The organism is Paenibacillus cineris, from assembly GCF_018333335.1.
GTDB classification, from domain to species: Bacteria; Bacillota; Bacilli; order Paenibacillales; family Paenibacillaceae; genus Paenibacillus_AQ; species Paenibacillus_AQ favisporus.
The window spans coordinates 369,200-394,560 of record NZ_BORU01000005.1; the positions used below are offsets into that span (position 1 = coordinate 369,200).

Sequence of the window (25,361 nt, forward strand, 5' to 3'; positions counted from 1 at the left end):
CAATTCTGCTAGAGTTTGATATCTACGGGCTAGAGCAGCGTCTCTCCGATATAACCTCCCGAAGAGGCGCCGGGGAAGCAGGCGAACACCGCGCTCCCGACATGCTGAATATATTCGTTCAGCCGGTCGCTCTTCGCAAGCTTCTGCTGAAGGGGGATGAACTGCTTCTGCAGATCGCGCTGGAAGCAGATAAAGAGCAGTCCGGCATCCAGCTGGCCAGTCTTGGCGTCCATGCCCCCCGAATAAGAATAGGATCGGCGGAGGATCTGTACGGAGCCGTCTCCGCGGGCGAGCGCCATATGCGAATTGGCCGGAATAGCCGGCGATCCGTCAGGCCCTTTGGCGGACAAGTCGACCTTGTCGAACTCGTGCTGGCCGCCAAGCGGTGCGCCGCTGGCCCGGTACCGTCCGAACGTCTCCTCCTGATCCTTCAGGGAGGATCGGTCCCACACCTCGATCCGCATCCGGATCCGGCGCACCGCCATGTAGCTGCCGCCGGCCATCCAGGCTGCGCCGCCTTCGGCCCCGGCCCAAACGACCCGGTTCATCTGCTCGCTGCTTGTCGTATCCGGATTGGCCGTGCCGTCCTTGAAGCCGAGCAGATTTCGCGGGGTTCCGCCTGCTGGGTCGGCGCTGCCGGTGCGCTGAAAGCCCTCCTGGGTCCAGCGGAGCACGGCCGTGCCGCGGGCAATGCGCGCCAGATTGCGGATGGCGTGAAACGCCACCTGCAGGTCGTCCGCGCAGGCCTGAACGGCCAAATCGCCGCCGCACCAGCGGGCGTCCAGCTGATCCCCGTTAAAGGCCGGGAGATCGCTGAAATTCGCCGGCCGCTTGGAGGCGAGCCCGAAGCGCGAATCAAACAGGGACGGCCCCGCGCCGAACGTCAGGGTCAGCCGGGAAGGCGAAAGACCTGCCGACTCTCCGGTATCCACCGGCGGCAGGTTGTGATTGGCGCTCTCTTCCCCGAGCATGGAGCCTTCGGTCATGGCTGCAGCTGCCGCGGTCCAGGCTTGAAAAAGCTTCTTCAGCTCCTTCGCATCGGTCGTAGTCACGTCGAAAGCGGCGAAGTATATGAAGTTTTGCGAGGGGGTGATAATACCGGCCTGATGCTTCCCATAGAACGGGATGCGGTCCCCGGCGTCAGGCTGGCCGGCAACGGCCGCCGCAGTCTTCCGCTCCTTCGCGGCGAAGAGGCCGCCGATACCGGCGCCCCCGATGATCAGTCCCAGGCCGCCGGTGCCCGCCAGCCGCAACAAGTCGCGGCGGGACAGCGGCTTTTTCAAAATCGACGAATCTTTGGTTTCCTCATGCTCACGGTTTGACATGCTTTACACTCCAAGCAGGGTGCCCATATTCGAAAGCGGCTCCGCCAGGGCATCCAGGTTTTGGCTAAGCTTGCGGACTTCGTCCTCTTTCAGCTCGGTGTAGCTGACGTATCCGTCGCCTTTCTTGTAGGCGTCCAGCTCTTTCTTGAGCGCATCAAATCGCTCCCCGATCTGCTTTTCTAGATCAGGGTCCTTTTTGGCCAGGTCGGGCTTCAGGATTTCGTAAATTTTGGCGGCGCCTTCCACATTGGCCGCAAAATCGTACAAGTCGGTATGGGAGTACAGCTCTTCCTCGCCGGTTACCTTGGAGGAAGACACTTCGTTCAGCAGCTCAACCGCTCCGGTTACCATCAGGCTGGCGTCAATATCGACCGTCTCCACCTTGGCACGGAGCAGCTGCGCGTCCTGCAGAAGCCGGTCGGCAAAGGCTTCCTGGCCTTTGGTCGTCTTATCTTCCCACAGTCCCTTCTCGATCCGGTGGAATCCGCGCCATTCGGCGGCATCCACATCGTTCACGCGGGCGTCAATGTCGGGATCCAGATTGCCAAGCGCCTCGGCAATCGGTTCGATCCGCTCGTAATAGGAACGGGCCGGGGCGTACAGCGCCTTCGCTTCCTCGAGCTTGCCGGCTTTCACCGCTTCGGTGAATTTCTCCGTTTGCTTCACGAATTGATCGCACTGCTCCACCGCGAAGGTGCGGTAGGATTCCACGGCTGCGCTGAAATCGGCCGTCTGCGCCGCAGCTGTATCGGTACCGGCGCTTGGCGCCGATGTGTCGGTATTAGCGGCTGGCGTCTCAGTCTTTGCTTCGCCGGCAGCAGGATCCGCGCTTTCTTTCTCCGAGCAGCCTGCGAAGAGCAGGGAGGAGAGAATAATACCGGCGGGAATGATCGTATGTAACTTCAAGTTCAAAGCAGCTCCTTTTTTAAGATTATAGAATGTGTACATTTTCAGCGGCGCTGAATGTTTCTGTAACCACAAGAAAAACATCCTCTATTTCTTATAGAAGAAAGGGGATGGATCAATTTGATAATGATTCTCAATTTCATTGATAGCAACATCATAATGAGTTACCGACCATGTGTCAACTGTCATTTTAAAACGCCGAAATTTCTCCCGCTGTAAGCCCTTTCAAGGCGGGTGCCTAATTTTTATGCATAACGACACCAAAGCCCGGTGCCTTACATAATATGAGTTGACTGTATCCCTTTACCTTGTTATACCATACAAACCCGAGCAAGGAGGGGTGACACCATTGAAGGGTATTGTACTGTGATAATAAATCCTTTGTTTATAAGGTTTCTAAGAGTGTATAACTTGCAAAAATGCGTTTTTGGTGTTAATTTGGTGTTACTGAATTGAAAGGGGAATATCCATGGCAGTTTATAAGGATGAGAAGGCGAAAAAGAACCCTTGGTATTTTGTTTTTTATACTGGCGAAATCAAAAATGGTGTTAGGGAACGTATAAAACGCAGAGGATTTAAGAAAAAGAAGGATGCTGAAGTCGCTGAAGCTGAGGCAAGAACAAACCTAGCCAAAGGCGACTATTTCGAACCAAGCAAGACACTATTCAAGGATTACATCGCAGAATGGCTTAAGAATAGAAGAACACTATCACCCGAAACGGTGGAACTATATGAGAACAATCTGAGGCTCTACATAAATCCATCATTGGGACATATCCCGCTGTCAAAGCTTAACGCGCAGCATATTGAGGATTTTCTGACGGATATGGATGAGAAAGGGCTTGGGGAGTGGTCGATCAAAAGAGCATTCTCCATCCTAAATGCTGCTCTAAATTCAGCAGTGACAAAGGACTTGATTCTGAAGAACCCAGCAAATAAGGTGGAGAAGCCAAAGGTTACACGGAAGAGTATGAAGGTTTGGGAGCCTGATTACACATTTGATTTCTTAGCAAAAACAAAAGGAAAGAGCCGCTATTGGATCGCCATCTACTTGGCAATCATGACCGGAATGCGGCAGGGAGAAATTTTAGGACTCCGCTGGTCAGATATTGATTTTGAAAATAAGTCGCTTCATATCCAGCAAACTGTGACAAAGCGCCGCCGAATTAAAGATGGAGCGAAGACGCCTTCGAGTATTCGTTCGGTCGCGTTGTCTACAGATACAGTTGAAAAGCTAAAGGAGCATCGTTCCATCATCCTGCAGGAGCGTCTATTCTGCGGGGAGGAATATCAGAACAATGATCTTGTCGTGTGTACGGCTACTGGGGGCCCTGCTACAGCCCGGAATATATATAGAGCATGGGAGAGGTTCCTGGAGAAGCATAAGGCGCCACACATAACGTTCCATGATCTACGGCATACCCACGTTGCCATGATGATCAAACAGGGTGTTCATATGAAGGTCATTTCCGAACGGCTTGGACACTCATCGATTTCCGTCACGATGGATATCTACGGGCACTTGTTGCCGAACATGCAATCAGATGCTGCTGAATTAATGGATAAGCTCAATCCTAAATTAACAGCGACTAAAGAGTAGAAAGAATAATAACAGAATAATAAAAGAAAAAAGAAAGGATTACGAATGAGCATTAGGTTTTAGACGTGATATATTTGTATCATGGAAAATCGAGAAGAGGACACCACAGGGGCATGAATGCCCTACCTACTAGGTCGGCCAATGAGCCGGCCTTTTCTATTGGTGGTGAAAAGCTCCCTTCCGGCGGACCTGTCCACGTACCAGCATATTGTGTGGAAACTGTATGGCATGGAGGTTGACCACAATCAGGAGCCTGCCACGGCTGTTACGGTTGCGCGCCGCGCAGCTGAGTTTATGGTGGGCATCTTCTAAAGGGATTTTCTTCCTTGATATCGAATTTAGACGATCAAGGGGGATAGATGGTTATGTTGAAAAAATTTTGTGAATTCGAGAATCCGGACGAGTTGCTCAAAAACATCTTAATTGGTAACGGGTTCTCCACTTGGTTTTCTGATCGATTCAGATATAGTGCATTACTTGATGAATGTACGGGGTTAGATCACACAGATAAGGTGCTTTTTGAACGACTTGAAACCAGTAACTTTGAAGCTTGTTTGAATGCTCTGAATAGTGCTCGTAATGTGAATGATCTCTATGGAATCCAGGACAGCCATGACACTAGTTATAATAGAATAAAGAACTCGCTAATCGAAGTTATAAGGAAAGTCCATATAGACCATTCAGAGGTGAATGGTCATAAATTCGAAATGGCCAAGTCCCTTTTCAAGAAATCAACAAACATTTTTACAACAAATTACGATTTACTATCGTATTGGACAATTTTGAAAATTAATGACGAACTCGACGATGGATTCGGTGACCTGTTTTACAGGAGCGAACAAATTAGGGATCTTCATTTTTCAGAGGAGTTCAAAGAAAAAAGGGAGAAGTGGATATTTTTTCTTCACGGTGCGCTTCATATTTATGAAAAAAGTGGCTCAGTCAGAAAAATGAGCTCCAGTCAAAGCCGTAATCTGCTGAATGCATTGGAATATAATATAGACCAAGGCTCTCCTCCATTGTTCGTTTCAGAAGGGGATTGGAGGTTGAAGCATAGGCAAATTGCTTCGAATCCATATCTCAGATTTTGCATGAAAAGTCTCAATAAGTTGAGCGGATCATTAACTATTTTTGGGCACGGTCTTGACCCTTCAGCAGACAAACACATCGTTAACACTATTTGTGATTCTGACGTGGAAAGAGTCATTTATGGGATGTACTGCGTGAACAAGGGTAGAAGAGATATAGAAGCTGAAATGGCAAGAATCAGAAGGGATTTCAAAGACAAAGAGGTTGAGTTTTTTGATTCAAACTCCTTGTTTGAATATACATATGACCCTGAGTTTGCAAATGCAGATTTATAAAAACCAAGCACTAAGTCGCTCAATCGAGCGGCTTTTTTTATGCTAAGGGAGTGGGGGGGAAGTTCAATGAAAACAAACTGCGATGCAGGTTGTCATATAGCATTTGAAGTTGAATCATTTAGCACGACTCGGATCGGTGATGGTGTCGACAAGATTTATTTTGTTTGCCCGCATTGCCAGTATGAATATGTCGCCTTCTACACTGATCCAGAGATCAGGGAGTTACAGGTGAAGATCAGGCGGATTCAGCAGCGGTTTGCAAATCCGCGGGCGGACACGGTTAAGGCAGTGCAACGTGAGGCGGAGTTAAAGCAGCAGATCAAGGGGAAGATGGATGCGCTACGGGCACGGATTGAGAGTGGACAATCATGAGTCAGTATGGGGAGGTTGATTGATCGTGAAAGGCGGTAGATTAGTTTATGTGTGCCGGCGCTGCAAGAAGGAAGATCGCTCATTACACGTGCCTGATGCAATGAACGCTGCAATATGTCTTGCGAATGGATATGAGCTACCTAAACACTGGGGAGGACCAACGCCGAATCTGCTTGATGTTCACAATTGTAAGGATGGTCATTTAGGGATTACTGATTTGGTTGGAGTTGAATGCGACCGTGATGGTTGAAGAGGAGTGAGCTGGGGATAGGCCGGCTGCTGCCCTCTCTGTTCCGCAAAATTTAAAAGGATGTGATCTTACCATGGATCGAGAAGCATATAAAGGAATACCTGATGGACTAGGCATCTATACACATGATGTGATAACTGGCAAGATGACTGTTAATCAAGCGCGTGAACGGTTGAAACTTGATGGAATGAAACATATTGAAGCTCCTGATTTAACATCGACAGTTGAAATGAAACTGCACTACCTGGGCTTGTTGGAGAAACTTCATCAAGAAGGACCAGACGGATACAGAAAGATCATCGCAAATCGCATCAACAAAGTTTGTGATCAGATCGAGCAGGAGTTAGGTTTAGGTGAGAAGGAGACCGTCAATGTTGCTAATCTAACCTGTAACCTATCTGTTTCTACGCCACCGGAGTTTGATGACCAAGTGGAACGGATGAAGCATGTCTTAGACGAAGTTAAATGCAAAGCCATAGAAATGGCTGCCCAAATCGCCGAATCAATGAAAAACATCAAGGTGACTGTGTCGTGATGCTGTGGCTACCTATCGGATCAATAAGTCAGGCAGCAAGGCTCCACCGTTTACCCGGATCCTGAATGATTCCCTTCAGGACGAACGCCTAAGCTTTAAAGCCCGCGGCCTGCTAGCCTACATGCTAACCAAGCCGGATCATTTCCGGTTTTACCTGGATGAGCTGATGAGACACACGACTGAGAAGAAAGACAGCATCCGCACCGGGATGAAGGAGCTCGAGCAGCTCGGATATGTTCACCGCTATCCGGTCAAGAATGAGCGTGGCAAGATCATATCCTGGGAGCTCGATTTATACGAAAGCCCGTCATTACGTCCAGAATCGGGTTTTCCAGTTGTGGAAAATCCAACGGTAGTAACTAATGATAAAATACTAACGAATGATAAAAGATTAAATAAATACATCAATTTTACAAACAGCGAAGAATCATACGTAAAAACGTATTTGAAATACTTCAGTCAGAAGAAGAACAAACAGCACATGAGAGTTACGGTAGAGCAATACCAGGCAATCCATGAACAGATCGAGCAGCTGAAGAAGTACGGCGTAACCCATGAGGAATGGGAGGCAGAAGTGAAGGATCACTTCGAGCATCTACCGAAGAGCAACAATGGGAATATCATAGCGTTCCTGCATGCTGCACCAAGGCGGTTTGATGTGGGATGAATCAAGGTCACTCATTCGAGTGGCTTTTTATATTGGGAAAAGGAAGTGAAGAGCATCATGCACATCTTCCATAAATGGATCACGGCTAAGCGATCCAACAAGTACAGGTATCAGGAATGTACCAAATGCGGTAAGCGTAGGGTAATCGAAACATTCAGTGGCGGCCACCAGCCGGTTGATGTGGCTTGGTTACAAGGACAAAGCAATGTGCGTCAAGCTGAGCAGATCGGTCGAAGGTAAAGCATCGCCATGAAGAAGGTCGATCCCTTTTACAAGAGCAAGGAGTGGCGCAAGTGTCGTGAGAAGGTCCTAATCCGTGACCACTACCTTTGTCAGCAGTGCTTGCGGAAAGGGATCCTGACGACGGCCAACACGGTCCACCACATCAAACCGAGGGAGGACTATCCGGAGCTTGCTCTGGATGAGGACAACCTGGAGAGTATCTGTCCTACCTGCCATAACCAGGAGCACCCAGAGAAGGGACGACCCAAGGCAGAAGAACCGAGGCGAAAGCGTAGGGCGACCGTTGTAAAGGCTGAGGCTAACCCTGAGAGGTGGTAATCAAAATGGAATGGGAACCTATAGAAAATCCTACACGTCGTCAGAACGATTTTAAGGGCCTTCTCAGGCGTCTTTGCCCGGAATGTCTAAATGTACTGGAGAATATGGAAACACGCCCCCCTCCCTCGGATTTTGAGCCTCAGTATGGTTTGGGACCGGCGTGGGCCCTTCGTTCGTTGCGCGCATCGTTTTTTTTAGATTAAGGGGGGTGCCCCCGGCTGGAAAGGAGTGAGAAAAAACATGGCAGTTCCAACGGCCGAAAAAATCAGAGAGTACCTTGGGGAGAAATATCGGGAGTCGGATGAAGAACTGATTCAGCTCTATATCGAGACCCATAAGTATTACCGGAAGCTGAAAAAGGAAGTCAACAAGCACGACCTGATGATCAGTCATACAAACAAGGCCGGGGCGACGAATATCGTCAAAAACCCTTTAGCCATCGAGATTACAAAGACTGTTCAGACCCTGAATAACCTCCTGAAGTCTCTCGGGCTCACTCCCGCACAGCGTAAAAAAGCAGCTTTGTTGGGGATGGGTGGGAAAGTAGATGACGATGACGATTTCGACGACTACTAGTCCAACCAAGATCCAAAAATGGTATGACGAATGGCGTAATGAGCAGATCGTGAAGCGGCACATTTTGGACGACTTTTCCCCGGTTTTGCTTACGACATGGTATGCCGAACAGGTCGTAAAAGGCGAAATTATCGCCTGCAAAAAGGTCATTCAGGCGTGTTTCCGGCACTTAAATGACTTAAAAAGGCAAGGAACTGATGACTTCCCATACGTCTTTAATGAAGAGTTGGGACACCGGCCGATCGGCTTCATCGAGAAATACTGCAAACCATCGAAGGGTGATTATGAAAAGCTCATCCTGCAGCCGTGGCAGCACTTCGCTATCGGCTCACTTTACGGATGGGTCCATAAAGATACCGGAGTCCGTCGCTTCCGCGAGGGGCTTATTTTTATTGGCCGGAAAAACGGTAAAACGACCAAAATTTCGGGTTTGTCGCTCTTTTCGGTATCCAAAGATCGCGAGGAAGGCGCCCGGGTATACGTCCTGGCTAACACCAAGCAACAGGCAGGCGAATTGTTTGACGAAAGCCGTGTGATGGTCCGGAAATCCCCTTCACTTCGCAAAAGGTTCCGTGAGAACCAAAAAGGGATATTCTATGCCAAGACATACAGCCAAATCGAGCCGCGGGCGTCTGATTCCGAGAAGCTCGACGGGTTGAATACACACCTTGGTATTTTCGATGAAATTCACGAATTCAAGGATTTTAAGCTTATCAACGTCATTAAGCGTTCCTGGTCGGCCCGGAAGCAGCCGATGGTTATCTACATTACGACTGCCGGCTACCAATTGGACGGGCCACTGATGGAGTACTATGAGATCGCCACAGATGTTCTTGCCGGGGAAACCGAGCAGGAGCGGAAATTTTATTTCATGTGCGAGCTTGATGATATCAGTGAGATCGAGAATCCGGCGATGTGGATCAAGGCGAATCCGAACATTGGCGTCACCTTGAACCTTCCCGAATTGATTCAGGATTTCAATACGGACAGGCTCGTTCCCCAGGAATACAATGACTGGGTCACCAAGCAGTTCAACATTTTCATGAATAACAGCGAGCTGTCGTTCGTCACACCGGAAATACTGAACCGGAACAACAAAGTCGTGCCGGAAAATGAATTCGAAGGAAAGGGCTGCGTCGGCGGATTTGACCTTTCCGATTCAGAGGATTTGACCAGCGCCTGCCTTGAGTTTACTGTTCCAGAAACTGGCGAAGTCCTTGTTTTGTCTCATTCATGGGTTCCGGAAGCCAAAGCCAAGATGGATAACGAGAAAATCCCCTATTATGAACGACAAAGGGAGGGACTTTTGACCATCGTTCCCGGCGAATACGTCAAAAAGGAGTATGTCTACGATTGGTTCGTCGAGCAGTCGAAACGATTTGCCATCGAAAAAATAATGTACGACCCGGCGAAGGCTTTTCAACTCGTCGAAGCTTTGAAGGCATACGGATTCGAGATGGAGGTTGTTCGACAAGGGCAGCTGACCCTCGGTCCGGCAGTCGACGACGCCAAGGAGCTGTTTATCGACGGCAAGGTCATTTACAACAAGAATCGAATGTTCAGATGGTATGTCAATAACGTGAAGCTGGGCAACGATCCAAAGAGGGATAGGCTGCCGAAAAAACAAGGTCGCTACCGTAAAATTGACGGTTTCGCGGCCTTTATTAATGCCCACGTTGAGGTCATGAGGAAAATGGCCGTGCCGGCGCCTACCGGAAACGTTGAGTTCGTCAGCATCAATGATCTTCTGAAAAGGGGGTGATGGAAACTTGAAACTTCGACAAAGGGTTAGAATGGCGTGGGACATTGTCCGAAATGATTTCAAATCAGCGACAACGGGATTTGAAAAATGGTTCTTCCGGGGAAGATCGATATTCTCGGGTAAATCCGGCAGCACTTTGGCGACGAACGAGACAATATTCGCTGCGGTGACCAGGCTGTCCAATTCGATGGCATCGCTGCCGCTTAAGCTGTACCAGGAGTTTACGCCGGTAAATACGCCGATTTCTGACATGGTTGCGAACGCACCTAATAACAACATGACCGGGTTCGATTTCATTCGGACCATGGAAGTCATCCGGAATACGAAGGGCAACTCATACGCGTTGAAGATGTACGACGCCCGGTATCAGGTGAGCTCATTGCTGATCCTTGATCCTGATTACGTTGAACCGGTCGTTGAGCAGGACACCAACGAACTTTGGTATTGCATAAACGGACGGAAAGGCCAGTATTATGTCCACAACATGGACATTATTCATGTGAAGCATATCCATACAACCGGGTATAAAGGGATCTCCCCGATCGATGTTCTTTCAAATACAATCGAATTCGATAAAGAGGTAAGGCAGTTTAGCCTCGACCAGATGGATACAGCGATCAAAGCCTCTTTCATACTCAAAATGGCCACAAGTCTGAGTAAAGAAAAGAAGACCGAAATTCTTGAGAACTTCCAACAGTTCTACAAGGAGAATGGCGGGGTCATCATTCAGGAAACAGGCACAGAGATCGAGGCGATCCAGAGGAATTTCATTGACACCAAGGTTTTTGAAGTCGAGAAGATCACAAAGTCCCGGGTGGCTATGGTTTTCAACATACCGATTTTCCTCCTTGGAGAGACCGATGGGATCAGCTATTCCAGCATGGAGCAGCTGTCGCTCAATTACGTGACCAATACGATGATTCCTATCGTTAGGCAATACGAGCAGGAATTTAACCGAAAATTACTCAACCGCGAAGAGCGTTTGCGTGGACTGTACTACAAGTTCAACGTGAACGCTCTTTTGCGTGGGGATATGAAGACCCGCGGGGAGTTCTATTTCAAAATGATGCGCTCAGCCGGCTACAAGCCCAATGAGGTCCGTGCTCTGGAGGAGCTGCCGCCGGTAGAAGGTGGCGACAAGCTCTATATCAGTGGTGATCTGTACCCAATCGACACTCCTGTGGATCAAAGGAAAAAGCGGGGAAAGGAGGTGAATAAGACGTGAAGAACGGCGAAAAAAAGAAGTACTGGGATTTCAAAGCTGCTGCCCGCGAAAGCGAGGGGGAACTTTACATTTACGGCGACATCACTTCCTGGGAATGGGATGATTCGGACACCAGTGCGAACAGTTTCAAGCGGGACCTGGATGCTCTTGGTGACATTCATACGCTGCAACTGTACATGAATAGCCCGGGCGGGTCGGTATTCGAGGGCGTAACGATTTACAACATCCTCAAACGGCATAAAGCAAGGGTGATCGTTCATGTTGATGGCCTGGCGGCGTCGATCGCATCCGTCATCGCGATGGCCGGGGACGAAATTCATATGCCGCGTAATGCCATGATGATGATCCATAATCCATGGACGTTCACTTGGGGGAATGCTGCTGAGCTCCGGAAGGTAGCGGATGACCTGGATCGTATCGGTGGCAGCATGAAGCAAACCTACCTTGACCGGTCCGGGGAAAAATTGGCCGAGGACAAGCTGACCGAATTGTTGGACGCCGAAACATGGCTCTCCGCACAGGAATGCTTTGACTATGGGCTTTGTGATGTTGTAGGAGAAGCGAATAAGGCGGCAGCGTGCGTCAGCGAAGAGCTATTCGCCAAGTATCGCAACGTTCCGGCCGATCTTGTAGCTAGGAATTCAACAGAACCGGACCAATCCGAAGCAAAATCGACGCAGGAATACCTGCAAAGAATCCGCGAAACCGCGGCTATGGAAATTCAAAATATTAATTCATATATTGGAGGAATTATCAATGGCTAAAACACTGTTCGACGTAAAAAACGACCTGGTAACAATCGGCCAAGCATTGGCTGTTGCGAAGCAAGACAAACTTGCAAAAGCATCGGACCCTAACGCAAGTGTCGAAGATATTCGAGCGCTGGAAACAAAGGAGCAAAACCTTCAGGCGCGATTCGAAATTCTTCAAAAGGAACATGACGTGATGGAAGCAGAACAAAAAGCTTCTTTGGATAAAAGCAGAGGGGTTCTGGATGGGGTTCAGGAACCAAAAGCGAAAATTACATCCGCCAAAGCTGGACTGTACCGTGCAGCGGTAAGGGGCCAGAACGTTCCTGATGATGTAAAAGCGGCCTTGGGGGATAACAACGGTTCCGGTGGCGAGAAAATCCTGCCGTCCACTATGACGACAGAACTGCTGCATGAACCTTTCGTCAAGAACCCACTCCGGGATGTCTCCACATTTACCACGGTAACAAATCTCGAAATCCCGAAGATCGATTTCCAACTGGATGACGATGATTTCATTGGCGACGAGGAAACCGCTAAGGAAATCAAAGCTACCGGAGATGTAGTCACCTTCGGCCGCCACAAATTCAAGGTCATGGTCCCACTGTCTGAGACGATTCTTGCTGCCACTGATACGAACCTTGTGCAGACGGTTGACCGTGCTCTGGAAAGCGGCCTTGCAGCTAAGGAAAAAAAGGTTGCCTTTACGACTACTCCAAAAGCTGGGGAGGAGCACATGTCGTTCTATCGCATCACCGATCCAATTAAAGCTGTAACAGGTGCAGACAAGTATAAAGCGATTAAAGCAGCAATCGCTGACCTCCACGAAGACTATCGCGAGAACGCAAAGATTGTGATGCGGTATGTGGACTATACTGATATCCTTGAGGTCCTTGCGAATGGAAATGCGACACTTTACGGTGCGCAGCCGGAGCAAGTGCTCGGTAAGCCGGTGGAATTCTGCGATTTGGCGGTTGATCCGGTAGTGGGTGACTTCAGATTCTCCCATTACAACTATGACCCGACGATTATCTACGACCGCGACAAAAACGTTCGGTCCGGTATCTGGGACTTTGTCCTGACGGCTTGGATCGATCACCAAATCAAGCTGAAATCTGCATTCCGTATTGCAAAAAAGCAGTAGCTCCTTCGCCGGCAACATGGCATCCAACTGGCCGAGAGGGCGAGCGTGATGGTGTGAATAACACCGAGTTCGAGCTGTTGGATGGAGAAGGAGCGCGAATTTCCCTCGCCGCTGGATCAGTGGTTTACATCAAGAAAAACGGGGAGAATTTAACGCCTGATGACCAGGAAACACTCTGGTTTGCAGCGACTAACCCTGCAGGGACTTATAATTTTGAGGTACTGACTACCGGCGGCAAACTCTACACAGCGACTTTGGACTGGGTGCCTACTCCATAAGGAAGGAGCCCAAGACATGGCGGACTTGAATTTATTAAAGTCTTATCTGCGAATTGATGGGAGCGAGGATGATATAGTCCTCGCTCTTTTGCTTGATGCGGCCAAGGAATACCTGCGGAATGCGGGTGTCCAGGAGCCGTCAGGGGACGAGGACTCCAAACTCTATGATCTAGCCGTTATGCTCCGTGTACACCGCGAACGGGCAAGGGATGAAAAAGAGGTCGAGCGGATCGAAAAGTCACTCACAAGCATCATTTTGCAGCTGAAAACAGGAATTTGAAAGGGTGAGGTGCATGAAATACAGAGTCGAAAAGGAATTTACGGATCGTTTTGACAATGGCCGGCACTGTTTCCCGGGGGAACCACACAAGCCTCCGAACAAGGAACGAGCTCAGCAACTCCTGGAGCTAGGTTTTATCTCGGAGGTTAAGTCTGAGCCGAGCAAGAAGAAAACCAGCGATGTGAAGCCGGAAGGTGATCCAGATGGCGAAACGCCTGCAGTCGAATGACCTGAACCGCAGGATCACCATTCAGCGGAAAGGTCGCACCGAGGATGACGCTGGCTACCCTATTCCGGGTGCGAAGGAATGGGAGGATGTCATCACCCTCTGGGCCAATCGGGAACCGCTGAGAGGCCGTGAGTTCTTCGCAGCGGCTGCTGATCAGGCGGAAATCACGGTTCGTTATAGGATTTGGTATCGATCCGGGATCACCTCTGATATGCGGATTGTGGATGGCAAGTCGGTAATTAATGGGGTGGAGAAAGACCGAATTTACGATATTGTCACTGTTCTTGATGACGTATTCGACGACCGGTCTGAGACGCACCTTATGGTGTCTCAGGTGTCCAATGGCTAGCGGGGTGGAACTGCAGGGGGTTGAGCAGATGCTTGCAGCTACACGGCGGAGGATCGAGGCCGGCATTCAGCGGATGGAGAATCAGGGCCTTAAAGAAGGCGGGGAAATCTTTGCGGAAGCACAACGGGAAAAAGTCCCCATGTCCACTATCGACCACATTCACATGAGGGACGATATCAGGGTCAGCCCGGTTCGCAGGGGGGACGGGGTTCGTTTTGTCACCATTGGACCTGGGAAAAAGACAGCATGGAGGGCCCACTTTTCCGAGTTTGGAACAAGAAAGTCACCTGCGCAGCCGTTTATTTACCCATCTTTTCATGAAAACAAGGATCGGGTCACGCAGCTTCTCGCTAACCTTCTGCGAAAGGGGATGTCTGAAGGATGATGATCGATCTGAAGCCCGAAATCAAACAAGCCCTTCGGAGTAATCCCGATCTTGGTTCGAGATTGGGGAAGGACAAGGACGGTAATGTCCGAGTCTACCCCGAATGCTCACCGGACAATACGCTGCCATATGTGACATTCTTTGAATTAGTCAATTACGACAACAAGTACGTCGACAACATACCGATCAGCTCATACATCCACTTTCAGGTCGATATCTGGACAAACGGGAACACAGGTCCCATCGCGGCCGCCGTCAATACGACGATGGAAAGCATGGATTTCGTCCGGTCCGGTTCAATAGATCAATTCGAGCCGGATACCCAGACCTATCATAAAGTTTTACGGTACAAAAAAATTCAATTTGGGAGTTGATTGTCTTGCCAGAAGAAAAATACAGAGCCGCGGTCGGCCTCAAAAATATCTATTTTGCTGTTCTTACCAAGGACGACTCAACGGGTGCGACGTACAGCACGCCGAAAAAGATTTCGCCTGCTCTGTCTGCTAACGTATCGCCTACGGTTAACTCGGCAACGCTCAATGGTGATGACGGTCCGATTCTAACTGCAAATGCCCTGGGCGAGATCAAAGTCGAGCTTGGGGTGTCTGATGTTCCTTTTGAAATCCAGGCAGAGCTGCTGGGATCGCAGATCAACCCCGACACTGGGCTTTTGATCGACAACGCCGATGACCAGGCACCAGAGGTTGCACTTGGTTTTGAGCGGACCATGAGTGACGGTAGCTCGCGATTTACCTGGCTTCTGAAGGGAAAGTTCATGCTGTTCAATGAAGAGGCGAAGACGAAAGAGGGCACGCCATCCTTTCAAACGCCGACAATTGAGGGCACATTCTTGAAGCGGGCCTTTGACGGAAACTGGAGATTCCGCGTAGACAGCAGTAATGAGAAAAGCGCCGATTTGGTAGCGTCTTGGTTCACTGCTGTACCCAGTGCAATCCCAAACCCGTAACGATCTTTTTATCAACAAAGCAACCGTTAATGATCAACTAGATGATAAATAGATCGACCTGGCTGGGCGGCGGTGGCCGCCCTTTTAGTCTATTTTGGGGGGTGTAAATTATGGTGGCAAGTAATAAGGACCTTAAGAGGGCAAAAGGTGGATTGGCAGCTCCGCAGCATTACAACGCAAAGATTGATGATTTTGAATACGCGCAAGGTGAAAATGGAGCGTCCTTTGTGACTGTCCGTAATCCAGTCCTTGATGTTGATTTACAGTTGGCCGCGGGTTCCCCTGGCGAAGGAAATCCTTTTACGCCGACAACAGGTAACTACACGCTGACCTGTGAAATCACGGGCACCAGTACGAGCCGGACTGTGGTGTTTGAGATTGCCGGGCCGAGCGGAGTGTATATTCCAACAACAGCATACAACGTTGCAGATCCGACCAAGTACGGCCCGCAAACAACAGGTGGCAGTGATACAGCGCCGGAGAGTTGGCAGGTTGATGTGCCGGCGGGGTTCTCATTCCGGGCACGCCTTAGCGCAGTCGCTGGGGGAAACGTGACGATCAAGGGCAAGGCGGTGTCGTAGATGGACCTGGGGAAATTAGCATTTAATATGGCTAATCAAGCCAGGGTTAAATACCTGTGGGGCACGGGGCTGAACAAATGGCTTTACGCAGTCTCCTATGCTCGGCGGGAAGGAAAGCAGCTGAACGTGGTATGCGCGATCGATTCGCTAATGGCTGGGGCTGGCGGAACGAGTCCCGTAGACTTCCTGCGACAGAAGCTTCAGGAGATACTGGGCGACGGCGGGGTCGGGTTTATGGCGGCCAATAATTCGGCGGTCGTAGCCGAGGGCGGCACTTTAGGAATAACCGGTGCGACCCAAAAGACCAATGCAACATTCGACCCGGCGACGGATGACAAGTATTGCCCAAATTTGTTCTCAATGATATTCACCGGCTCCGGCGGGTACGCGAATTTCACGGACAAAACCCACAAGTTCACCAAGGCCAAGCTTCTATACCTACAGCAGCCGGGCGGCGGAACGTTCAAGTGGGGTGACGGGAAGAACGCCGCGGGCCTGATGACAATCAATTCAGACGGCGAGAAGGCAGCCAAGTTTGTGGAGTATACCGGCACCTTGCCGGCTCAGGCGGGTAACATCGCCCAGGTTTCGAGCGTCGTGGGTCCGGTTCAAATCATGGGCGTGGATCTGCGGAACGGGAACGGCGGCGTTCGGGTGCATCGGCTGGCCCAGGGCGGCACGCAGACGCGACAGGTAGCGCAGTTGGATGGCGGGATGTATTCCGATATCCTGAAGAACATTGGTTGCGACCTCTTCATTTTGAATGCAGGAATGAACGATTCCGGTACAACCGCCTTCCCGGCCAGCACGGTGGATGCTGACATTCGGACCATTCTCGGGTGGGTCAGGGCCGCGAATCCGAATGCGGCCATCCTGCTGGTTATGCCAAATGAAACGGCGGATATCACGAGAAATGCGCTGCTGGAAACGTACCGACTGAAGATACTGAAGATCGCACTGGACTTTGACGCGCTCATATTTGATACGCGATGGGTGATCGGCAATTACACACAAGCGAACGCGGCAGGAATGATGAACGATTCGATTCATCCGCATCCGACCAAAGCGAACCCACTGATCGGGGAAGCTTTATTCAAATTTATCGGCGGGCAGAGCCTGGCGAATATTGAAAGCGTATTGTCCTAAACGAACAACGGAAATGAGGTGATTTCGAAGTGAGGAATGACCGTGTAGCCCGAACTCTAGGGGTGGAAGCGCTAAGTACAGTGAAAAATATAGAGGCGGTTTCTCCGTCACCTTTAGAACATGACGAGTATGTGTTTGCAATAGAGGATGAGGACGGCCGTGTGTCGTTGACCATCAATAAAGATGGCCACATTGGCGGCAAAATCAAGAATGACTCAGATGTTGCTGGTCTGACGATAACGGACGCACTCAATGAACTACTCGCAGTATCTGGTGTGACGGATAAGTCTGTGCTTCCTCAAAGTATGGACCCGGCGAAAACCGATTCTGTATTTGCTATTGTGGATGAGGATAACAAGGTTGCCCTTTCCATTGGTACGAATGGGTTAGCCCGTTTCAATGTTGACCCGAATTCGATGCCAGACGCATCCATCAAAGAAGTTAAGCTTGCCTCCGAGGTAGTGCGCAAGCTCGGGTCAGGGAACAACCCCAGTGATCGGATGCCTGTAGAGCCGGACGGCTGGCGCAGCACCCAAGGGCAGTTGTACTTTAATACTAGCGTTTTCGGGCACGCTTGGACGGCGCTCCCCGGCATGCGTACCAAGATCGTGAAGGGGATCAATAATTCTGGGGCTGGATTATCCTTCCGAAGACGATCGGGGCTGAACATTCGAGGACGGCAATTCCGGGGCACTTACGACGTGAAGGCCGCAGGCGTCGAGAGTAAAACATACAAGGGTGAGTTTCAGCAGGCTGACACGTTCCCGCCTACAGGTACGTTTGCAGTTGGCGACTACTACAGGTACATTACGAACGGAGCTCGAACCATCAACGGAGAATCGTTCAACTATGGCGACTTGATCGCCTACGACGGCACCGTGTGGAAGAAACAGCCGCTTCCTAACGCAGCCACCTATGAAGCCGAGGGCGGCGACTGGTGGAGCGTATCGAATGGCGGGTACTTTGACGGCATTCTTTATGCTGCGAATGAACGCATTTATTTTGTCGGCACCCAGGCGAATGCCACTCTTCGCCGCAGGCGCTTTGTGAAGGGCACCACAGCGAACGGTGAGTACTATTATCGAGGAGAGTTTGCCCCTGCAGACGGCTTGCCGACAGCGGCCGTTGACGGAGAGGTGTACGCTGCATCAGCCGATGGCACCGCTGGCGGGCTGATATTCAAGGCTAACGACATGCTCGTGCGAGAAGCAGGCGTATGGGGCGTAGTTCCAACATCTGAAGTGGTCAATGCAGCGCAGGGTGCTTTTGTGGTCCTCTCATGCACAGCAAACTGTAACGAGTGGGAAGTGCGCCGCACGGACAAGACCAACGGCCGTGTCACAGGTATGCTGAACGTATACAGACAGACAGCTCGGAAACTGCAAAACCAGAGCAGTATCGTCTTCTGGGGCGACTCTATGCCGGGGACATTGCTGAAACCTGGCGTCCTGAAGCCTTTTACAGACGCAGGATACACATGCACGGTGAACACCTACGGTGGGGGGACGTCAACCCACGTTCTGGAAATGATGAGGTACGCGATCCTACAAGGGACCGACGTCAACAAGGACTGGGTGCACGTTTTCTGGCACGGCCAGAACAACGACAACAACGCATTCTATCCGACAGTCCCGCAGATGCTGGAACTGATTGCCGCGTGGCAGTCGAACCGTTACGTCTTGTTCTCCGTTCTAGGTGAGCGGTTGGCAACGTCCTTTGACGGATCCCGGTTGGTGTTTGCTACCCAAGAAGGCATGCAGGCCAAGACGCCGGGCTCTCGGAACGACATTATAGAGTTCTATAAGGCGACCTACCCAGACAACTGGTTCAATACCCGCCAGCAGCTGCTGGACGCTGCGGATAGCACCCCTTGCCTCGACTTCCCTGGGATGACCGAGCGACAGGTGGCCGATACCTATGGAATCCCGCCGCTCAGTCACTGGTTCGACTTCAGTACGGTTACGTGGAAGCCTTCGGAAATGGTATTTAAGGGCTGGCACTCCACTTCCGGCCTGCCGACAGGCGGAGCCAATAAGGACTACTACGTCCGGTCCGGTGGCGGGCGGCTGGGGAACATTATCGTAAACGAAGGAGGTACTTGGGTGGAATACGCTCATGACGTAACCCATGAGAACTTGACCGGGGCGACCATCATTGCCAACGGGCTTAAAAAATTCTTGGATGCGAAGGGGTGGTAAACATGGCCGGATTAAAGTTTGTGCTTAGCGGTGTAAAATTCACAGACCCGAACCTGCCCGTGCTGGGGGCGGATCCGATCCTGACGAATGGCTCGCTTATCCTGGTCGATATGAGTAAGGTCGACGGCAGCATTCCGGTAAGCGGATCGCTACTTTCGAACCTTGCTGAGGATAAGGCCAAGGTTCTGGCAGGTGGGAGCAGCACTGTCACTTTATCCTATGGGGTTGCAGATACCGGCGTATCAAAGGTCAGTCGGACTCCGAAAGGTGGCATCTATTTTGCAAATAAGCCAGAAGTAATCACCAATCCATTTCCGGCTAACTACCTGAAAATTGAAGTGCTTGGGGCAATCAAAGATTACATTATGGCGAATTATAAGTCGCTGGACAAGTCGAAAAATCACGACTTCTATTTTTCACTGTGGATGGAGATTGCATATGTCGGAAGTTCAACATTTGGGGTATCCCAGCTCGCAAACATCTCGAACCACAATGTCGCGAAGGTCTACTATTTTGAGCGTGCCGTTGGTCTTACGGCTGGTCGGGTTAAGTTTTCGAAGAAGGCTGACCAATACGGTAGTTCAGATCCGACAAACAGCAACACTGTCTGGCACTTGTTCAATGCGGGCAAGGTGGGGCTGAACAGCTATAAGATTGAGGAACGAAAGCCGGAGAGCACTATCTTTTATCGGTATTATGCGGAGGATTTGACGGTGAGTGGTCGAACATTTGATCAAGTCTCTGCCATCGATCAGGCGCTTTATGACGCGGCATTTTCACAAGGCGGTAAATTCTTTGGTGATAATTATTCTAACCCCGCCTCACTTTTCTGATAGTCAAAACTGAAAACGGTAAGAAGGGATTAGGGTACATATTATCCTGGTCTCTATTTGTCTGCAAAAAAAGGAGTGGATCGGCATGAAGATTGAGAAGGTGCCGGTAGACCTCAATGGGGTTACTAGGCATCTTGTCTATGACTTGAATGCTCATTATGACCTTGAGAAAATGTACGGCTCCCCGTCCAAATTGATCGAAGAGATCAAAAAGGAGTCCACGGGGAGCATTCCGTATATACTCCAGGTCGGATTGGCGCATGAAGAAGATATTCCAATTGAGGCGTTAGATTTATTGGTCAACCTGGGCAACGTGAAGTATCTGACTTATAAAATTCTTCAGGCACTGACCGCGGAAATGCCTGACACAAGCAAATACAAAAGCATTCAATCACAACATCAACCTCCATCCGGTGACAGCGATGGAGGCTGGCCTTGGGATTGGATGTATTACATTGGAACCGTCCAGCTCGGAATGAGCGAGGCGGTTTTTTGGCGTTCTACGCCCAAAAAACTGTTTGCCCTATGGGAAATCCATAAGAAATACAACGGCATCGGTGCTCCAGGCGAACAGCAGCAGGCCAACCCGGATACGCCGCCTGCTTGGGTTGACCAATACATTTAGCGAGGTAGGTGAGAACATTGGCTGAAGACATTGAGGTGTCAAACCTAGTCACCAAGCTATCCATAGATGATTCTGGCGTCGAAAAGTCGATGGCTGAGCTGGCTCGCCAGATGAAGGTCGTCCAATCTGAATTCCAGGCGGCATCGTCGCGGATCGGGGAGCACGCAAACTCTCAGGAAGCTTTGCGGACCAAGGTGGACTCACTGAATAAGCAGATGGATGTCCAGGCCCAACGCATCGCGAAACTGAAGAAACAGCATGAAGAAGCGGCGGCGGCAAAGGGGACAGATGCCCGGGAGACGCAGAATCTGGAGATTAAGCTGAACAAGGCCGTCGCTCAGTACAACAAATTGGACAGCGAGCTGAAGGCGACGACATCCGAACTGCAGAAACAATCGTCGGCCTGGACAAAAGCGATAGCAGCGCTGGACGCAGCATCCAAAAAGATGGAGTCTTTGGGCCGGACGATGTCCGCGGCGGGGCAAAGTATGTCCTTGATGGTAACAGCTCCGATTGCGGGAGCAGGGGTAGCTGCTGCCAAATCCTCGATCGATTTCGAAACGGCTTTTGCAGGTGTAAAGAAGACAGTCAATGCAACAGCAGAGGAACTGGAAGGATTCCGGCAAGACATTCGGGATATGTCCAAGGAAATGCCGGCAACCGCGACCGAGATTGCTGGCGTGGCTGAAGCTGCCGGACAATTGGGGATCAAGAACAGCGCCCTCATGAGTTTTACCAAGGTCATGACGAATATGGGCGTGGCGACGAACATGGCCTCCGAAGAAGCGGCGACTTCCCTTGCACGGCTCGCGAACATCACGCAGATGCCGCAGCAGGATTTCGAGAAACTGGGCTCCACAATCGTTGCACTTGGTAACAACCTAGCGACCACCGAATCCGAGATCACGGCCATGGGCCTTAGACTTGCGGGCGCCGGTCATCAAGTCGGGATGTCCGAGGCACAGATTCTGGGCCTTGCTGGCGCGCTGAGCTCAGTGGGTATTGAAGCGGAAGCAGGTGGTACGGCTATCTCGACGGTTATGAGTAAAATGGCCAGTTCCGTAATGTCGGGTGGCAAAGAACTCGATACGATGGCCCAAATAGCGGGTATGACCTCCAAGCAATTCAAAGAGGGCTTCCAAAAAGACGCTGCCACAGCCATTGTTTCGTTTATCGAAGGGTTGCATCGCTTATCTCAATCAGGACAAAACGTATTTGCGATTTTAGATAAAGTCGGAATGTCCGAGATCCGGATGCGAGATGCTCTGTTACGTGCCTCCGGCGCGGGGGACCTGTTTCGAAATAGCTTGCAGCTCAGTACAAAGGCATGGGGAGAGAACACAGCTCTCCAAAATGAAGCGGATCAAAGATATGAGACGACAGCATCTAAACTGAAGATGCTGGGTAACCGAATCACGGACGCGGCGATCACATTGGGAGACGCTTTGGTGCCGGCCATTATGGCAGGGCTCGACGCTCTTGAGCCTTTGTTCAAATCTATCGAAGAGGCATCCACCTGGTTCTCAAATTTGGATGCTTCGACACAAAAGACGATCATCAGCATTGTGGCAATGGTTGCGGCAGCCGGCCCGTTATTGATCATCGCAGGAAAGTTGGTAACAAGCATCGCCGCGTTGATCCCGGTCGTCAAAGGGCTGGGAGCGGCGTTGATGTTCCTGACTACTAACCCAATTGGCCTGGTTATAACTGCGATTGGCGCTGCCGTGGCTGCTTTTGTGTCCATCAAAAACAGCATGGACGATGCCAAGCAGGCAGCGGAGGACCTCGCACAGGCCCAGCAGAACCTGCAGGAAGTCCAGGCAAATGGTATCGAACGAAGCGAAGTCGATGCGGCACAGGAAAAAATCAATAAGCTGAACGAACTGATCGCCACTTATCAGAAGCTCATTGACGTGGCAGCAGAATCCAGTTCGGCGCAGATGGGCAATAACGTTCTTGCCTTGGACACTGCCGCCAAAGAGCTGGGCTACAGTATGAGCGAAGCCGACAAAACCGCTCGTGAATTCGGCATTACGTTGGAATACATCGACGACAACGGGAAGATATCGGCCAAGTCTATGAAGGACCTGCAGAATGCCGTGAATGTCTACTCCAAGGCAGTGAAGGACGCCAAGCGGGAAACGACAACCGAGATCAATGATCAGGCGAAGTCTATAGCCAGTAGAAAACAAGAAATAACCAGCATTCAGAACCTCATTAAAACTTATTCATCCGCTAAGAAGGGTTCGAATGACTGGACGGCAGCTCAGAAGGAACTGGCAAGTCAATTCCCGCAGTTTGTCACGGCAACCGGTATCAATGTCCAGGCGATCAAAGGGCTATTGCTCGTCAAGGAACGGGAGATTGCCCTGGAGTGGGCCAACATCCAGGCGAAGGCTACAGAGGCTCTGCAGGAAAAGAACACGGCCATTGCCAAGCAGCAGGCAGCAATAACGATTGCACAAGGCATTGCGAAGATTACCGGCGCAAGTGGGCTCGCACAAGCGGCCGTTGCTAGAATGAATGCGGAACTGGATCGGTTGCGTGGAGAAGCGGCAAGCCTCCAAGCACTGGCAAACATGAAACCAGAGGACATTAAGATTCCGGCAGTCTCGGTGCCAAAGGTGCCAGTAATCGATGTGAGCAGTGGATCGAAGAAGACTAAGACACCAAAAACGAAGACGCCGAAAACAGAGGCATACGAGAATAAGGCTTTGGATGAGGCGTACAAGAAATTGGAACACCTCAAGGCGATGGACGAGCTCACATCAGCTCAAGAGCTCAAGATGCTGGAAACAATCCAGGCAAAATACATCAAAACCGCTGATGAACGCATGGCTGTTGAGGAAAAGATTCATGCTGTCAAAAAGCAGATGGGCGATGATTCACTAGAGACAGCGTTAAAAGATTATGAGCGAGCAAAGCAGCTCGGAAAGCTCACTGAAAACGACGAGATCGCCAGGCTGCAGCGAATCAAGAAGCTCTACGCAGATTCCGCGTATGAGCGGGCCGACCTAGATGACAAGATCTTTGAAGCTACCCAGCGAAAGATTGAAGCAGAGAAGCAGACGAGGGTGGATGCGGTCCAGCGTACCAGTAACGCGCTTCAGGCAGCTTATGAGGATCGGGTAGCGCGGGAGAACCTTACGGATCAGGAAGCCTTTCAGCTCAAAGATAAGCTTTACAACGAGCAAATTTACCTGAACAAGAATTACCTCGAAAAGGTCTTGGCTGATGATCGGTACACAGCGGCGGAAAAGAAGAAGATCGAAAGGGATACCACCGAGGAGATCCGGAAGCAAACCAATGACCGTTTGCAGCTTCAGAGGGAATACAACGAAGCCGTTCGAAAGGCGCAGATCGACAGTATCAACGACTTGTCCAAAGGCATTCAGGATGCACTGAAAGCAAAGTATCAGGCGGAGAAACAAGCGGCTGAGGACAGCATCAGGGACGCTCAGGATGCCAATGAGCAGTGGAAGAATGATCAACTGGACGCGATCAAGACTGTTTACAATGCCCGGGTCGATGCAGCCCAGAAGGCGGCGGACGCTGAGATTGAGCGGATAAATTCCGTATATAACGCGCAGATAGATGCCATTCAAAAGCAGCTTGATGCACTGGATAAGGCAGAAACTGAGCGGAGCCGGTCGGAACTTGACGCTGCTGATCAGAAAAAGATCAAGCAACTACAGGATAAGATCGATTACGAACACGACGATTACAACAAACAGCAGCTACAGAAAGAGCTCAACAAAGTCGTTGCCGACATGAATGAGCGTCACCGGCAGGAACAACTGCAGGACACCAAGGACGCTCTTAAATCGGAGCAGCAGGAACTGAAAGACAAGCTTTCTGAAGAGACCCAGGCTATTAAGGATCAGCTTGCCGCCAAGAAAGAACTTATGGCAGCGGAATACCAGGCGCAGCAGGACAACATCAATGCGATATACGCCGCGCAGAAGGCTTCCCTTGATCAACAATTAGCTGACACCCAAGCCCATTACGCAAAGCTCCTGGAAGCGAAGAGCCTACAGGCAGAAGCTGAGAAAATGATTATTGATAAGCAGCAAAAGGAAATCATTGAGTTGCTGAACAGCTATGGGGATAGCTACAACTTAGCTGGTCAAACGCTTGGAGAGCAACTGCTTGCTGGATTTAAACCTCAAGTTGATGAAATTTCGGCCATGATAGCGAATGTGGTGGCTCAGATCAACGCGGCACGAAGCGCTGCAGTATCTGCAATGGCCGAAGCAAACGCCGCTGCTTCAGCAGCAGCCGCCGCATCATCAGCAGGGAATAAAAACAGCTCTAGCGGATCATCTTCCAAATCTTCACCGACACAAGTTGCTGTAATAAATCATTTTAATACCCCGATTACGACGCCAAGTTCAATATCAGCAGCGACACAAAGAAGCGCTCAGAAACTGGCGATGGATCTATAGGAGGTGCCG

General features: G+C 50.4%; 26 protein-coding genes. 24 read left to right on the plus strand and 2 right to left on the minus strand.

The window, feature by feature from the left end; genetic code table 11:
- Positions 1-29: 29 nt before the first annotated feature.
- Entirely contained in the window at positions 30-1,325 is a 1,296-nt protein-coding gene (efeB, locus tag KI379_RS30940) for an iron uptake transporter deferrochelatase/peroxidase subunit (RefSeq protein ID WP_212985924.1), read from the minus strand.
- 3 nt (positions 1,326-1,328) lie between these two features.
- Positions 1,329-2,231 carry an iron uptake system protein EfeO gene (gene efeO, locus KI379_RS30945; RefSeq protein WP_212985925.1) on the minus strand — a complete coding sequence of 301 codons (903 nt, stop codon included), beginning with the start codon at positions 2,229-2,231 and terminating at the stop codon, positions 1,329-1,331.
- A 469-nt stretch (positions 2,232-2,700) separates the two neighbouring features.
- Between efeO and KI379_RS30950 the strand changes: the two genes are divergently transcribed.
- The 24 genes from KI379_RS30950 (at position 2,701) to KI379_RS31065 (ending at position 25,352) form a co-directional block, all read left to right on the plus strand.
- Positions 2,701-3,831, plus strand: coding sequence for a site-specific integrase (locus KI379_RS30950; protein ID WP_212985926.1), 1,131 nt, complete (start codon positions 2,701-2,703; stop codon positions 3,829-3,831).
- Between the two features lie 141 nt (positions 3,832-3,972).
- The gene (locus KI379_RS30955) at positions 3,973-4,143 is read left to right on the plus strand and encodes a hypothetical protein (protein WP_212985927.1); all 171 of its coding nucleotides are present in this window, start codon (positions 3,973-3,975) and stop codon (positions 4,141-4,143) included.
- A gap of 53 nt (positions 4,144-4,196) precedes the next feature.
- Positions 4,197-5,195, plus strand: a complete 999-nt coding sequence (locus KI379_RS30960; protein WP_212985928.1) for a DUF4917 family protein — start codon at positions 4,197-4,199, stop codon at positions 5,193-5,195.
- Between the two features lie 66 nt (positions 5,196-5,261).
- Positions 5,262-5,567, plus strand: a complete 306-nt coding sequence (locus KI379_RS30965) for a hypothetical protein (protein WP_212985929.1) — start codon at positions 5,262-5,264, stop codon at positions 5,565-5,567.
- A gap of 323 nt (positions 5,568-5,890) precedes the next feature.
- Positions 5,891-6,352 carry a hypothetical protein gene (locus KI379_RS30970; protein WP_212985930.1) on the plus strand — a complete coding sequence of 154 codons (462 nt, stop codon included), beginning with the start codon at positions 5,891-5,893 and terminating at the stop codon, positions 6,350-6,352.
- A gap of 4 nt (positions 6,353-6,356) precedes the next feature.
- The gene (locus KI379_RS30975) at positions 6,357-7,019 is read left to right on the plus strand and encodes a hypothetical protein (RefSeq protein ID WP_212985931.1); all 663 of its coding nucleotides are present in this window, start codon (positions 6,357-6,359) and stop codon (positions 7,017-7,019) included.
- 249 nt (positions 7,020-7,268) lie between these two features.
- A complete protein-coding gene (locus KI379_RS30980; protein ID WP_212985932.1) occupies positions 7,269-7,580 on the plus strand; it encodes an HNH endonuclease in 312 nt (103 codons plus the stop codon).
- Positions 7,581-7,820: 240 nt separating this feature from the next.
- Positions 7,821-8,156 (plus strand): phage terminase small subunit P27 family, encoded by a 336-nt coding sequence (locus KI379_RS30985; protein WP_212985933.1) that lies wholly within the window; start codon positions 7,821-7,823, stop codon positions 8,154-8,156.
- On the plus strand, positions 8,134-9,918 hold the full coding sequence (locus KI379_RS30990) for a terminase large subunit (protein WP_212986056.1): 1,785 nt from the start codon (positions 8,134-8,136) through the stop codon (positions 9,916-9,918). The genes KI379_RS30985 and KI379_RS30990 overlap by 23 nt, the downstream gene beginning before the upstream one ends.
- A 7-nt stretch (positions 9,919-9,925) precedes the next feature.
- Positions 9,926-11,143 carry a phage portal protein gene (locus KI379_RS30995; protein WP_212985934.1) on the plus strand — a complete coding sequence of 406 codons (1,218 nt, stop codon included), beginning with the start codon at positions 9,926-9,928 and terminating at the stop codon, positions 11,141-11,143.
- Positions 11,140-11,907, plus strand: coding sequence for a head maturation protease, ClpP-related (locus tag KI379_RS31000; RefSeq protein ID WP_212985935.1), 768 nt, complete (start codon positions 11,140-11,142; stop codon positions 11,905-11,907). The genes KI379_RS30995 and KI379_RS31000 overlap by 4 nt, the downstream gene beginning before the upstream one ends.
- Positions 11,900-13,036 carry a phage major capsid protein gene (locus tag KI379_RS31005; protein WP_212985936.1) on the plus strand — a complete coding sequence of 379 codons (1,137 nt, stop codon included), beginning with the start codon at positions 11,900-11,902 and terminating at the stop codon, positions 13,034-13,036. Before KI379_RS31000 ends, KI379_RS31005 begins: the two co-directional genes overlap by 8 nt.
- Positions 13,037-13,330: 294 nt before the next feature.
- A complete protein-coding gene (locus tag KI379_RS31010) occupies positions 13,331-13,594 on the plus strand; it encodes a head-tail connector protein (RefSeq protein WP_212985937.1) in 264 nt (87 codons plus the stop codon).
- Between the two features lie 13 nt (positions 13,595-13,607).
- Entirely contained in the window at positions 13,608-13,823 is a 216-nt protein-coding gene (locus KI379_RS31015; RefSeq protein ID WP_212985938.1) for a hypothetical protein, read from the plus strand.
- Positions 13,798-14,172: a phage head closure protein gene (locus KI379_RS31020; protein WP_212985939.1), complete on the plus strand. Its 375-nt coding sequence runs from the start codon at positions 13,798-13,800 to the stop codon at positions 14,170-14,172. The genes KI379_RS31015 and KI379_RS31020 overlap by 26 nt, the downstream gene beginning before the upstream one ends.
- A gap of 28 nt (positions 14,173-14,200) precedes the next feature.
- Positions 14,201-14,557 (plus strand): HK97-gp10 family putative phage morphogenesis protein, encoded by a 357-nt coding sequence (locus tag KI379_RS31025; RefSeq protein ID WP_244879503.1) that lies wholly within the window; start codon positions 14,201-14,203, stop codon positions 14,555-14,557.
- The gene (locus KI379_RS31030) at positions 14,554-14,931 is read left to right on the plus strand and encodes a DUF3168 domain-containing protein (protein WP_244879504.1); all 378 of its coding nucleotides are present in this window, start codon (positions 14,554-14,556) and stop codon (positions 14,929-14,931) included. Before KI379_RS31025 ends, KI379_RS31030 begins: the two co-directional genes overlap by 4 nt.
- A gap of 5 nt (positions 14,932-14,936) precedes the next feature.
- Positions 14,937-15,524: a major tail protein gene (locus KI379_RS31035; protein ID WP_212985941.1), complete on the plus strand. Its 588-nt coding sequence runs from the start codon at positions 14,937-14,939 to the stop codon at positions 15,522-15,524.
- A gap of 110 nt (positions 15,525-15,634) precedes the next feature.
- A complete protein-coding gene (locus KI379_RS31040) occupies positions 15,635-16,105 on the plus strand; it encodes a hypothetical protein (protein WP_212985942.1) in 471 nt (156 codons plus the stop codon).
- On the plus strand, positions 16,106-17,251 hold the full coding sequence (locus KI379_RS31045) for an SGNH/GDSL hydrolase family protein (RefSeq protein ID WP_212985943.1): 1,146 nt from the start codon (positions 16,106-16,108) through the stop codon (positions 17,249-17,251). It abuts the gene before it with no gap.
- A 275-nt stretch (positions 17,252-17,526) separates the two neighbouring features.
- Positions 17,527-19,449, plus strand: a complete 1,923-nt coding sequence (locus tag KI379_RS31050; protein ID WP_212985944.1) for a hypothetical protein — start codon at positions 17,527-17,529, stop codon at positions 19,447-19,449.
- A gap of 2 nt (positions 19,450-19,451) precedes the next feature.
- On the plus strand, positions 19,452-20,282 hold the full coding sequence (locus KI379_RS31055) for a hypothetical protein (RefSeq protein ID WP_212985945.1): 831 nt from the start codon (positions 19,452-19,454) through the stop codon (positions 20,280-20,282).
- Positions 20,283-20,367: 85 nt separating this feature from the next.
- A complete protein-coding gene (locus KI379_RS31060; RefSeq protein WP_212985946.1) occupies positions 20,368-20,907 on the plus strand; it encodes a hypothetical protein in 540 nt (179 codons plus the stop codon).
- Between the two features lie 17 nt (positions 20,908-20,924).
- The gene (locus KI379_RS31065; protein WP_212985947.1) at positions 20,925-25,352 is read left to right on the plus strand and encodes a phage tail tape measure protein; all 4,428 of its coding nucleotides are present in this window, start codon (positions 20,925-20,927) and stop codon (positions 25,350-25,352) included.
- Positions 25,353-25,361 lie beyond the last annotated feature (9 nt).